Here is a 12,080-nt window from a genome sequence, read left to right on the forward strand (position 1 = left end):
GAGAAGGAGGCGTCATGAACAACCACGTCCACGTCACCGTCCGCCTCGCGGACGGGGGCTCGGTCCTCCTCCGCCCCCTCACGGGCGGGGAGGTCTCCGTCCTGGAGACCGTCTTCGACGGGTTGTCCCCGCAGTCGCGGCACCAGCGCTTCCTCGTGCCGATGCCGCGCCTGCCGGGCGCCCACCGACGCTCGCTCGCCGACGTCGACGGCCACCGCCACGTCGCGTGGGTCGCCCTCGTCGACGGCGTGCCGGTCGGCATCGCCCGCTACATCCGCACGGAGCTCCACACCGCCGAGCTGGCCTTCGAGGTCGCCGACGCCCACCAGGGCCGCGGCATCGGGTCGGCGCTCGTCGACGCGGTCACCACGGTCGCCCGCGACCACGGGATCCGGTACCTCGAGGCGACCGTCGAGCCCGGCAACCGCGCCTCGGAGGCGCTGCTGTCCCGGGTCGGCATCCGGCTGCGGATGTCCGACGGCCTGCTCGAGGGACGCGGGGAACCCCGCGTCGCCCCCTCGGGATCGCCGGTCAACCGGCGGGCCGTGCTGGCCCTCGCGGGTCAGCTCGCGAGGAGCTCCTCGACGGCCGCCGCGACCTCCAGCAGCTGGCGGTCAGAGCCGTGCCTGGCGACCAGCTGAACGCCCACGGGCAGGCCGTCGGGCGTGGTGCCGGCCGGCACCGAGATCGCCGGGCAGCCGGTCACGGTGATGAAGTACGCCGACCGCATCCACGCCAGGTAGTCGGGCATCTGCTGACCGTTGATGGTCTCGGGGAACTCCTGCTCCACCGGGAACGGCGGGACCTGTGAGGTCGGCAGGAGCAGGACGTCGTACTGCTCGAAGAAGACGCGCATCGTCTCCGCGAGAGCGGTGCGCTGGGAATAGGCACGGGCCACGTCCGCGCCGGTGAGCGACTCACCGGCGCGGATGTTGGCTTCCAGCGACGGCTTGAACGAGGTGGGGTGCTGCGCCAGCAGGTCGGCGAACTTCGCCTGGAAGTGCCACGCCCGCAGGGTGCGGAAGGTGTCGTCGGCCAGCGACAGGTCGGGGTGCGCCTCGCCCACCGCCGCACCGGCGCCCGAGAGCCGCTCCGCGGTTGCGCGTACGACGCCCGCGACGGCGTCGTCGACCACCAGCGCCCCGCCGAGGTCCACCGAGCACGCGACCTTCAGCCCGCCGAGGGAGACGGGAGCGACCGGGGGCGCGAACGCCGACCCGGGGTCACCCAGCGCGTGCGGCGCCCGCGGGTCGGGACCGGCGATCACGGACAGCAGCAGCGCGAGGTCGCCGACGTTGCGCGCCATCGGACCGCCGACCGAGGTGGTCTCCCACTGGTTGTAGAGCGGCCACTCGGGCACCCGGCCCCACGACGGGCGCATGCCGACCACGCCGCAGAACGACGCCGGGTTGCGCAGCGAACCACCCATGTCGGAGCCGTCGGCCAGCGGCACCATGCCGGAGGCCAGCGCGCACGCCGCTCCCCCGCTGGACCCGCCGGCGGACCGGCTCGGGTCGACCGGGTTGCGGGTGACGCCGAAGACCTTGTTGAAGGTGTGGGACCCGGCCGCGAACTCCGGCACGTTGGTCTTGCCGACGAAGACCGCACCGGCCGCGCGGATCCGCTCGACCAGCAGGTCGTCGTGGTCGGCGACCGCGTCGGCGAAGATCGGCGAGCCGTAGGTCGTGCGCCAGCGCGCGAGGGCGTGGGTGTCCTTCACCGCGAACGGCAAGCCGTGCAAGGGTCCGAGCTCCTCGCCGGAGGCCTGCGCCTGGTCGGCCACCGCGGCAGCCGCCCGGGCCCGCTCGGCGTCGAGGGAGACGATCGCGTTGAGCTCGGGGTTGCGCTCCTCGATCCGGTCGAGGTGCAGCTCGAGCAGCTCGGCGGCCGAGATCTCCCCCGACCGTACGGCGGCAGCCTGGGCACGCGCGGTGGAGTCGACGGTGACGTCGCTCATCGCCGACGACCGAAGATCCCGCCCACCACGACGCCCAGCACGACGAGCCCGGCACCGACGGCGACGCCGGTGCGGAACTCCTGTCGGGACCCGGCGGCCGACACCTTGGCCGGCGCGGTGAAGACCTGGCCGGCAGCGGCCGGGGCGGCGTCGCCCCCCGACTGGGCCGGCGCGGCAGCGACCGGCGCCGCCGCGGGACCACCCGCGATGGCCGCGTCGACGTTGCCGAAGAACTCCCCGGCCATTCGGCGCGAGACGCTGGTCAGCATCCGCTGGCCGACGCCGCCGATCATCCCGCCGACGACCGCGTCGGCGTCGTAGGACACCTTCGTCGAGGCACCCTCGGGGATGAAGCGCACGTTGACGGTGGCGCCGATCGTGCCGGGGGCGCCCGCGCCGTCGAGCTTCATCACCAGCGACTCGTGCTCGACCAGGTCGGTCAGCACGCACGAGCCGGCGTACGTGCCCTTGATCGAGGCGACGCCCGCGGTCACCGTCATGGCGTACGCGTTGTCGCCGGTGGCCTCGAGGCGCTCGCAGCCGGGGATGGTGCGGACCAGGACGGACGGGTCGAGCAGCGCGTCCCACGCCTGCTCGACGGGGGCGGCGAGCACGTTCTCTCCGGTGAACTTCATCGGGTCTCCTCAGACAGGGGGTGTGACTCGTCGGCGTGCGCGAGGCGCAGGTCGAAGAGCTCGGACGGCGAGATCGGCATCGCGGTGATCGGGAAGCCCTCGGCGTCCTCGATGGCGGCGGCGAAGACCGCGGCGGACGGGATCACGCCCGCCTCACCGGCGCCCTTGATGCCGAGCGGGTTGAGCGGTGAGGGGGTCTCGAGGTGGTCGATGTCGATCGTGGTCGGCACCTCGGTGACGTAGGGCATCAGGAAGTCCATGAACGAGGCGTTGAGCAGCTGGCCCGACTCGTCGTAGGCCATCCGCTCGTAGAGCGCACCGCCGACGCCCTGCGCGACGCCGCCGTGGATCTGGCCCTCGACGATCATCGGGTTGATCAGGTGGCCGCAGTCGTGGACGACGGCGTACTTCAGGATCGTGATCTCGGCCGTCTCCGGGTCGGTCTCGACGATCACCGCGTGCATGCCGTTGGCGAAGGTCGAGCGCGGCGGCGAGTAGAAGTCCTTGCCCTCCAGGCCCGGCTCGTCGTCCTCGGCCACCGGCGGCTTGCCCGGGTCGCCGACCGAGAACTGGGTGGCGGCCTTCGAGGCCTCGTCGAAGGCGTAGCGCAGCGGGTTGGACAGCACGGCGACGGTGCCGAGGTCGATCGTGGCGTCGGTGCCGCGGACGGAGACGACGCCGTCGGCGATCTCCAGGTCCTCCTCCGACGCCTCGAGCGCCTCGGCGGCGATCCGCAGCGCCTTCTCCTTGGCGCGCAGCGCGGCGAGGTGGATCGCCGAGCCGCTCATCACCGCTGCTCGCGAGGCGAAGGTGCCCACGGCATAGGGCATCTTGCGGGTGTCGCCGGTGGTGATCTCGACGTCCTCGAAGCGCACGCCGAGGGTGTCGGCCACGATCTGCGCGAACGCCGTCTGGTGGCCCTGGCCCTGCGTCGTGAGGCCGGTGGCGACCTTGACCTTGCCCGAGGTCTCGATGTGGACGTGCGCACCCTCGTAGGGGCCGACACCGGTGCCCTCGACGTAGCAGGCCAGGCCGATGCCGACCCTCCTGCCCTGCGCGGCCATCTCGGCGCGGAAGTCCTCGAACTCGTCCCAGCCGACCAGCTCCTTGAGCTTGGCCAGCGAGGCCGGGTAGTCGCCGGAGTCGTAGGTCAGCTCGCGACCGTCCTGGAAGATCAGGCCGTGCTCGTAGGGGAACTCGTCGGGCTGGATGAAGTTCGTCGACCGCACCTCGGTGCGGTCCTTGCCGAGGTAGGCCGAGATCGCGTCCATCGTGCGCTCCATGACGAAGCAGCCCTGCGGCCGGCCGGCGCCGCGGTAGGGCGTGACGATGACCGTGTTGGTGTAGAGCGACTCGAAGACGACGCGGTAGTTCTGCGGCTTGTAGGGGCCGAGCAGCTGCGTCGAGGTGATGATCGGGACGATCAGGCCGTAGGGCGTGTAGGCGCCGTGGTCGTGCCAGAACTCGACGTCGAGGCCGAGCACCCGCCCGTCGTCGTCGAAGCCGACCTCGACGTGGTGCTGCTGGGCGCGCTCGTGGGCCGACGAGATGAAGTGCTCGCGGCGGTCCTCGGTGAACTTCACCGGCCGGCCGAGCGTCATCGCCGCCAGCGGGACGAGCAGCTCCTCGGGCCAGGGGTGGACGACCTTGACGCCGAAGCCGCCGCCGACGTCGGGCGTCACCACGTCGACCTTGGCCAGGTCGAGGCCCAGCTTGGCCGCGACGCAGCCGCGGACGCCGGTGGAGGTCTGGGTCGAGGACCAGACGGTGAGGCGGCTCGTGTCGGGGTCCCACCGGGCGACGGTGCCGCGCCCCTCCATCGGCGTACAGGCCGAGCGCTCGATGTCGAGGTCGAGGGTCAGCACGTGCGGGGCGGCGGCGATCGCGGCGCGGGCGTCGCCGTTCTCCTGCTCCATCCGCGCGCCGACGTTGCCGGGTACGTCGTCGTGCACGAGGCGTTGCGCAGCGCGGGCGGCGTCGATGCCGACGACGGGCTCGAGGTGGTCGTACGACACCCGGATCCGCGAGACGGCGTCCTCGGCGACGTAGCGGTCGACGGCGACGACGAAGACGATCGCCTCGCCGACGTAGTTCACCTCGTCCTTGGCCAGGGCGTACTGGGTGCGCCCGTGGGTCAGTGTCGGGTGCGGGATCAGCAGCGGGAGCGGCTCGGCCATCGGGCCGGTGAGGTCGTCCCACGTCCACACGGCCAGGATGCCGTCGAGGTCGAGCACGTCGGAGACGTCGATGTCGGTGATCCGGGCGTGCGCGTGCGGCGAGCGCAGCACCGCGGAGTGCAGCAGCCGCGGGTCGTCGTGGAGCAGGTCGTCGACATAGCGGCCCTGGCCGCGCAGGAACCGCTGGTCCTCGACCCGCGGGACCTTGGCGCCGAACAGCTTCGTGGTCATGACTCGCCCCGCTGGATCTCCGCGGCGCGCATCACGGACTTCACGATGTTCTGGTAGCCGGTGCAGCGGCAGAGGTTGCCGGCGATCATCTCCCGTGCCTCGTCCTCCGAAGGGTCGGGGTTGTCGCGCAGCCCGGCGGTGATCGTGGTGAGAAAGCCCGGTGTGCAGAAGCCGCACTGGAGGCCGTGGCAGTCGGAGAACCCCTGCTGCACCGGCGACAGCGAGCCGTCGGCCTCGGTGAGGCCCTCGACTGTGGTGATCTCGGCGTCGACCGCGGAGACCGCGAACATCAGGCACGAGCGCACCGGGGTGCCGTCGACGAGGATCGTGCACGCGCCGCAGACGCCGTGCTCGCAGCCGACGTGGGTGCCGGTGAGGCCGCAGTCGTGGCGCAGCGCGTCGGACAGCAGGCGGCGCGCGGGCACGCGCACCTCGTGGACGGACCCGTTGACGTGCAGGCGGACGTCGTGGAGCTCCTCGGGCTGGCTGCTCATGAAGCCTTCCTCTGGCGTGCGTGGTCGGTGGCCGCGGCCAGCACCTTGGGCACCAGCACCTTCACGAGGTGGGCGCGGTAGGCCGCGGTGGCGTGGATGTCGTCGGCGGGCTCGAGCTCGGTGAGCGCCTTGGCCGCAGGGTCGTCGAGGGCGTCGGTGACGTCGACGACGACGGGCACGTCGCTCACCGACACGAAGCCGAGCCGCGCGCGGGTGACCTCGTCACCGTCGGTGTCGACGACGGCAGCGACGCCGACGAGGGCGTAGTCGCCGTGGCGGCGGGCGATCTCCTGGAAGGCGACTCCGGCACCGGGTGCGAGGGCCGGGAAGAAGGCCTCGACCGCGACCTCGTCGTGGGCCAGCGTCGACTCGAGCGGGCCGGCGAACAACTCCGCCGCCGGGATCGTACGACGACCGCGCACCGACGCGACGTCGACCGAACCCTCCAGCAGCCGGAGCACCATCGGCATCTCGGCCGCGGCGTCGGCGTGGACCAGCGAGCCGACGGTCGTGCCGCGGTTGCGGATCGTCGGGTGCGCCACGTGGCTGAGCGCCATCGCGAGCAGCGGCTGGGCCTCGGCGGCCTCCGCGGAGGCGAGGACCTCTGCGTGGCGGGCGAGGGCCCCGACCCGGACCCCGGCCTCGTCCGAACGGACGAAGCCGAGGTCCGGCAGGGCGTTGATGTCGACGAGCATCGACGGTGCGGCCAGTCGCATGGACAACAGCGGGACCAGGGACTGACCGCCGGCCAGCACCTTCGCCCCCTGCTCCCCCGCGAGCGCCGCGAGGGCTTCCTCGAGGGTGGACGGACGCAGGTAGGCGAAGGGTGCAGGCTTCATCGCGGGGCGGAGCCTCCCGAGGCCACGTCGTCCACGCCGCCGTCGTAGTCGGGGTGGCTGAGGTTGCGGGTCACGGTGCCCGCACCGTCGCCGGCGCGGCCCTTGACCATGTGGAAGAAGACGATGACGAGGATCGTGCCGAGGGCGATGCCACCGAGCTCGAAGTCGTCGCCGAAGGTGAGCGTGACGCCGCCGATGCCGGCGATCAGGCCGCCGGCGAGGCCGACCATGTTGACCGGGTTGCCGAAGTCGACGTTGTTCTCCACCCAGATCTTCGCGCCCACGAGACCGATCATTCCGTAGAGCACAACCGTGATGCCGCCGAGGACACCGCCGGGCGTCGCGTTGACGATCGCGCCGAACTTCGGGCACAGGCCCAGCAGGATCGCGACGACCGCGGCGACGTAGTAGGCCGCCGTGGAGTAGACCCGGGTGGCACCCATGACGCCGATGTTCTCGGCGTACGTCGTGGTGGGCGAGCCGCCGAAGGCGCTGGCGAACGCGGTCGCGACGCCGTCGGCGCCGATCGCGCGGCCCATGTAGGGGTCGAGGTTCTCGCCGGTCATCTCGGCGACCGCCTTGACGTGGCCGGTGTTCTCGGCGACGAGGGCGATGACGCCGGGGAGGACCAGGAGGATCGCGGTCAGCGAGAACGACGGGGCGTGCACGACGGAGACGCCGTCGGCCAGCGTGCCGCTCGGCAGGCCGATCCAGTCGGCCGCCTGCACGCCGGCCCACGAGACGCGGTCGTGCTCGGTGGCCTCGACGGCACCGCCGAGGACCGAGGTGATCGGGCCGAAGACAGCGTCGGCGATCCACGACAGGAGGTAGCCGAAGATCAGCGCGAGGAAGACCGCGATGCGCGACCAGAAGCCCGGCAGCACGACCGCGGCGAAGACCATGAAGGCAGCGGTGAGCAGCGCGATCCACTGGTCCTGGGGCCAGTAGATGCCGGCCACGACGGGCGCGAGGTTGAAGCCGATCAGCATGACCACGGCGCCGGTCACGGCCGGCGGCAGGATCTTGTGGATCAGCTCGGCGCCGGCGAAGTGCACGAGCACACCCACCGCGGCGAGCACGAGGCCGCCGACAAGGATCGCGCCGGTGACGTACGACGAGTCGTTGCCGTCGTCGAGCAGGCGGATCGCCGCGACGGAGGCCACGAAGGAGGCGCTGGTGCCGAGGTAGCTGGGCACCCGGTTCTGCACGATGAGCAGGAACAGGATGGTGCAGAGACCCGAGAACATGATGGCGAGGTTGGCGTCGAGCCCCATCACCAGCGGGAAGACGAAGGTGGCGCCGAACATGGCGACCACGTGCTGGGCACCGAGGCCGATCGTCTTGCCCCACGGCAGTCGCTGGTGCGGGAGCACCGCCTCGCCGGGAGCGGGATCGACCACGTCCCACTTGAACATCGACATGAGCAGGCCTCCAGATTTCGCAGGGGGTGTGTACCCGAGAAGCCACAAACTAGTGCGCCACATCACACACCCTCACTGGCGACATCTGCCGAAGGAACGCCGTAGGTGATGACAAGTTCTTCGGCGCTTCCGGGCTCAGCCCTACCCTCTGTGCATGGGTCCACCTCTCACCCTCCGCCGGGCCACTGCCGACGACGTGCCCGCGCTGCAGCACATCGCCGAGGCGGCGTACTCCCCCTACGTCGCGCGCATGGGCGGGCTCCGCCCAGGCCCCATGGAGACCGACTACGCCGGCGCCGTCGAGGACTCCGAGGCGTGGGTCGCGGAGGTCGACGGGGCGGTGGTCGGCTTCCTGCTGCTCGTGCCCGAGTCCAACGGGATGCTGCTGGAGAACGTCGCCGTGCCCCCGGCGCACCACGGGCGCGGCGTCGGCCGGTCGCTCCTGTCGCTCGCGGAGGAGCGGACGCTGGCCCACGACCTGCACCGGATCCGGCTCTACACCCACGAGACCATGGTCGAGAACCAGGCGCTCTACGAGCGGATCGGCTACACCGAGACCCACCGCACCACCGAGCACGGCTTCACGCGGGTGTTCTACGAGAAGCAGCTCTGACCGTCCCCTCGGTGGTCGAGTAGCCGAGCGAGGAACGAGCGAGGCGTATCGAGACCCATCTCCCTACGCCGGCGACAGCATCGCCCCGTCGACCCACATCTCGACGATCGCCCACCCGTCGCCGTCGGGCGCGGCCACGCAGATCCGGCCGTCGTACCTCCCCTGGATGTTGCGCCACCCCAGCAGGAGCGCGGCCTGCCTGCCGCGCGGGCCGTCGTACCAGGCGTGCTTGACCAGCGGCGGCTGCGGCTCGGCGGGCTGCTGCGCCCCGGCCTCCCGCGCGCGGGTGGCGGCGACCCGCTCGGCCAGCGTCTCGCGCTCGTCGAAGGCTCGCCTCCGGTTCATCCCACCCGCCACACGTCGAGGATAGTCGGCTCTCGCTCAGGTGTTCGCATATCGCCCGCGGTGCGTTCGTCCAATCTGCGGCGACGACCGCGACGGTGGCGCAGTGGCGGGCACGAGAGCACACTGGCTGGGTGAGCAGCCGGTTGGCGGTCGCGATGCTCTGCGGGGTCCTTCTCGCGAGCTGCTCGTCTGCGGACGACGGCAGCAACAAGGGCGACCAGGGTGCGCCAACGAGCTCGACACCGACGGCGGACGTGTCGGTGGACGCCCTCGCGCGAGCGATGGAGGAACGGCTCGAGCTGCTCGAGGGGACGTACCCGGCTGCCCTGGCCCTCGTGCGTGTGGGAGACCAGACCGCATTCGTGTCAGCCGGTCCCCCGGTGCGGGCACGTCGTGGAAGCGGTGGCAGCAAGGGTGGGGGCGAACAGCTCACCGACCGGCACCGGTTCCAGATCGGCAGCGTGTCGAAGACGATGCTCGCGGTCGCGGTCCTGCAGCTCGTCGAGGACGGTAACCTGTCGCTGACCGACACCGTCGAGCAGCACGTGCCGGGTCTGGTGCCCGACGGCGACCAGATCACCGTCGAGGACCTGCTGGCCCATCGCAGCGGCCTGTTCAACTACACCGACTCGATGCGTTTCCTCTGGGACGCACACTGGGAACCCACCGAGCTGGTGGAGCTCGCCACCGCCCGCAGTCCCGAGTTCGACCCCGGCGAGGACAGCAGCTACTCCAACACCAACTACGTCGTGCTCGGGCTCATCGCCGAGCAGGTGGCCGGACAGCCGTTGGACCGCATCCTGGACGAGCGGGTGTTCTCACCGGCCCTGATGACCGACACGTCGGCAAGCCCGGGCCGCGTCACCGACGCACCTCTGGTCCACGGGTACGAGGGTCGCCGTGACGTCACCCTCACCGACATGTCGATGGCGTGGGGCGCTGGCGGCGTCGTGTCCAGCGCCCGCGACCTGGACCGGTTCCTCCAGGCACTCACCGGCGGGGTGCTGGTCGACTCGTCGACGTTCGAGGACATGCGTACGTGGCGGGGTGACCTGCTCAACCGCAACAGCACGTCGTACGGTCTGGGCCTCGGTGAGCTCAACGCACCCTGCGACGTCGAGATGGTCGGGCACAGCGGCGGACTGCCCGGCTTCGGCACCGAGGCATGGACCGTGCCGGACGGCACCAGGTCCGTGGTCGCGATGACGAACGACGTCGAAGCAGGTGCCATCCTGACGAACCTCATCACCGCCGCCATCTGTAGCTGACCACCCGACGACCACCGCCCAGCGCCCATCACCCCTGGTACGGCGGCGCGACGCCCCAGCCCCAGCGCGGGGTGGGCGCGTGCTGAGGCGGCGTGGCGCCGGCCTGCGAGTTCTCCATCGCAAGGCGGGTGCCCCACTCGAGGTAGCCGATGATCGCGGCGCGGAACTCCGGGTCGGCCGGCAGGTCGGCCTCGTCGGCGGCGAGGCTCATCATCGAGGCGAATCGATGGCGTTGCGTGGGAGTGATGTCGAGCCCGACGTGGTGGCGGGCTCACCGCTCGACGGCGTTGACCCTCATGTCCGCGAGCTCCGGGGGCGGCGCCGAGATCCCGCCGAGGGCACCGACCAGCACCCCGATGGCGACGAGGCCACGGATGGACGCACCGGCCTTCTTGGACGGCTTGGTGCGCTGCCAGGCGTACCACTCGGTGCGGCTGAACCTCTCGAGCGCGACCAGCGAGACCGCGGTGAACACGACCGAGAACGCGGTGACGGCGCGATCGTCGGCACTGTCACTCGTGAAGAGACCGAGGGCCCCGAAGAGGAAGCTGAGCGACAGCACGGCCCAGGCGAGGACGAGCCGGCCGGTGCGGGCCCGGACGACGCCGGCCGCGACGAAACCCATGAGGGGCGCGAAGATCACCACGGACCCGACCAACGAGACCGTGTCGTCCTTGATGCCCTGGTCGAGCAACGGCACCAGCGTGCTGCCGAGGGACGTCCACGCCAGGACCTTGATCGAGGTCGGCAACGGAGGCGTCGCCTCCGGCGCGACTGTCGCGGGGGTGCTCACGGCGGCATCCTCGCACCGCCGTCGGCGGCCGGACCGGAACGCCGCGCTCCTACTCCGCGATCTCCAGCGCCCGGAGCGCGACGGCGACGTCGAGCCGCAGGTGCGGGTCGGTGGCGACGGGGCCGAGAATCCGCTGCAGCTTGCCGACGCGGTAGCGCATCGTGTTGTAGTGGAAGAACTGGGCGCGCGCCGCCTCGGCCACGTTGAAGTTGGTGTCGAGCAGGACCTGCAGCGTCTCGCGCAGGTCGGCGGCCTCGGGGGTCCGCTCGGCGAGCGGGCCGAGCACGTCGACGGCGAACGCCGACAGCTCGGCGCCGTCGGGGACGAGCGCGAGCAGGCGGTGCAGGCCGAGCTGGTCGAAGCGGGTCACCGATCCCCCGCCGTTGACCCGGCGCCCGATCTCGACCGAGCGCTGCGCCTGGCGGAAGGCCTCGGGCAGCTCGCCGAGGTCGTGCGCGATCCGGCTGACGCCGGCGGAGAACGCGATCCGGCCGCCGCCGCGGTCGCCGCGTACGCCCTCGATCATCCGGTCCACCGCCGCGTGACCCGCCGCGACGCCCTGGGCCGGGTCGACCGGCACCAGCGTGACGACCTCGCGGCTGAAGGCGACCGAGGCGATGCTGCGGTCGGTGCTGGCCGAGACCTGGCGCCACGCGCCGGCGAAGCGGTCGTGCCACGCCCGCCGGTTCTCGGCCGAGCCCTGCGCCGCCACCGCGTCGGGCTCGAGCACGGCCACGACGACCATCACGGGACGACCGAGCTTCCAGCCGAAGGCCTCCGCGTGCTCGGCGACGTCCACCTCCTCACCGGCCCGGCCGAGGAAGACGTCGCGCAGGAAGTCGCCCTGGTACTTGTTCTCGACCGCGGTGATCGCCTCGACACGGGTGACCAGCAGCGCGGCCACGATCGCGGCGCGCTCGAGGGCCTGTACGTCGGAGGCGTGGATCGTGCCGTCCGTGCGAAGCGCGACCAGGCGAGCGAGGTCGACGCCGGCTGCGACCACGCGACGCAGGAGCGCCTCGCCGTCGCCGACCGCGGTGCCGCCCGGGTCGATCCGCTCCACCCGCACGCGGCCGGTGGGGTCGAGCAGGTCGGCGCTCGCGAGCGCCTCGCGGTGGGCCTCGTCGAGGTGGGCAGCGCGCTCGCGGCCGTCGGTGGAGGTGAACACGACCCCGCAGCCGAGGGCGTCGGCGACCGCCTCGGCGATGGCCGCCAGGTCACCGCCCTCGAGCACGATGTGGGTCAGCGCGGTGTGGAGCGCGTCCGCGCGCTCGAGCGCGGCGACCGCCTCGGGATCGCTTATCAAG

Annotated in this window: 13 protein-coding genes; 3 read left to right on the top strand and 10 right to left on the bottom strand. The window is 71.8% G+C overall.

The genetic code is table 11. The features are described from left to right. Positions 1-14 precede the first annotated feature (14 nt). The gene (locus tag J2X46_RS01810; RefSeq protein WP_310246158.1) at positions 15-641 is read left to right on the top strand and encodes a GNAT family N-acetyltransferase; all 627 of its coding nucleotides are present in this window, start codon (positions 15-17) and stop codon (positions 639-641) included. Here the strand turns inward: J2X46_RS01810 and J2X46_RS01815 are convergent. From J2X46_RS01815 to J2X46_RS01840, 6 genes are read right to left on the bottom strand one after another with little or no spacing between them, the layout of a single operon-like run. Then, a complete protein-coding gene (locus J2X46_RS01815; protein WP_310246161.1) occupies positions 563-1,957 on the bottom strand; it encodes an amidase in 1,395 nt (464 codons plus the stop codon). The two genes, J2X46_RS01810 and J2X46_RS01815, sit on opposite strands and share 79 nt — an antisense overlap. Beyond that, positions 1,954-2,592 carry a carbon monoxide dehydrogenase subunit G gene (locus J2X46_RS01820; protein ID WP_310246164.1) on the bottom strand — a complete coding sequence of 213 codons (639 nt, stop codon included), beginning with the start codon at positions 2,590-2,592 and terminating at the stop codon, positions 1,954-1,956. The genes J2X46_RS01815 and J2X46_RS01820 overlap by 4 nt, the downstream gene beginning before the upstream one ends. Beyond that, positions 2,589-5,000 carry an aerobic carbon-monoxide dehydrogenase large subunit gene (gene cutA, locus J2X46_RS01825; protein WP_310246165.1) on the bottom strand — a complete coding sequence of 804 codons (2,412 nt, stop codon included), beginning with the start codon at positions 4,998-5,000 and terminating at the stop codon, positions 2,589-2,591. Before cutA ends, J2X46_RS01820 begins: the two co-directional genes overlap by 4 nt. Continuing rightward, positions 4,997-5,494 carry a 2Fe-2S iron-sulfur cluster-binding protein gene (locus J2X46_RS01830; protein WP_310246168.1) on the bottom strand — a complete coding sequence of 166 codons (498 nt, stop codon included), beginning with the start codon at positions 5,492-5,494 and terminating at the stop codon, positions 4,997-4,999. The genes cutA and J2X46_RS01830 overlap by 4 nt, the downstream gene beginning before the upstream one ends. After that, a complete protein-coding gene (locus tag J2X46_RS01835) occupies positions 5,491-6,333 on the bottom strand; it encodes an FAD binding domain-containing protein (protein WP_310246170.1) in 843 nt (280 codons plus the stop codon). The genes J2X46_RS01830 and J2X46_RS01835 overlap by 4 nt, the downstream gene beginning before the upstream one ends. Beyond that, a complete protein-coding gene (locus J2X46_RS01840; RefSeq protein WP_310246173.1) occupies positions 6,330-7,754 on the bottom strand; it encodes a solute carrier family 23 protein in 1,425 nt (474 codons plus the stop codon). Before J2X46_RS01840 ends, J2X46_RS01835 begins: the two co-directional genes overlap by 4 nt. Before the next feature lie 154 nt (positions 7,755-7,908). On the opposite strand from J2X46_RS01840, the gene J2X46_RS01845 reads away from it, so the two are divergent. Next, positions 7,909-8,367 (top strand): GNAT family N-acetyltransferase, encoded by a 459-nt coding sequence (locus tag J2X46_RS01845; protein ID WP_310246175.1) that lies wholly within the window; start codon positions 7,909-7,911, stop codon positions 8,365-8,367. Between the two features lie 63 nt (positions 8,368-8,430). Here J2X46_RS01845 and J2X46_RS01850 read toward each other — a convergent pair whose 3' ends face one another. Then, on the bottom strand, positions 8,431-8,712 hold the full coding sequence (locus J2X46_RS01850) for a hypothetical protein (protein WP_310246176.1): 282 nt from the start codon (positions 8,710-8,712) through the stop codon (positions 8,431-8,433). A 131-nt stretch (positions 8,713-8,843) separates the two neighbouring features. Between J2X46_RS01850 and J2X46_RS01855 the strand changes: the two genes are divergently transcribed. Then, complete coding sequence (locus tag J2X46_RS01855; RefSeq protein WP_310246178.1) at positions 8,844-9,980, top strand: serine hydrolase domain-containing protein; 1,137 nt, start codon at positions 8,844-8,846, stop codon at positions 9,978-9,980. Positions 9,981-10,008: 28 nt separating this feature from the next. Here the strand turns inward: J2X46_RS01855 and J2X46_RS01860 are convergent, their stop codons facing one another. From J2X46_RS01860 to J2X46_RS01870, 3 genes are read right to left on the bottom strand one after another with little or no spacing between them, the layout of a single operon-like run. Then, positions 10,009-10,194: a hypothetical protein gene (locus J2X46_RS01860; protein ID WP_310246181.1), complete on the bottom strand. Its 186-nt coding sequence runs from the start codon at positions 10,192-10,194 to the stop codon at positions 10,009-10,011. Between the two features lie 57 nt (positions 10,195-10,251). Beyond that, a complete protein-coding gene (locus J2X46_RS01865) occupies positions 10,252-10,773 on the bottom strand; it encodes a hypothetical protein (RefSeq protein ID WP_310246183.1) in 522 nt (173 codons plus the stop codon). A gap of 49 nt (positions 10,774-10,822) precedes the next feature. Further along, positions 10,823-12,079 carry a helix-turn-helix domain-containing protein gene (locus J2X46_RS01870; protein ID WP_310246185.1) on the bottom strand — a complete coding sequence of 419 codons (1,257 nt, stop codon included), beginning with the start codon at positions 12,077-12,079 and terminating at the stop codon, positions 10,823-10,825. Between the last annotated feature and the right edge of the window lies 1 nt (position 12,080).

The sequence above is a fragment of the Nocardioides sp. BE266 genome (assembly GCF_031457855.1).
Lineage (GTDB): Bacteria > Actinomycetota > Actinomycetes > Propionibacteriales > Nocardioidaceae > Nocardioides.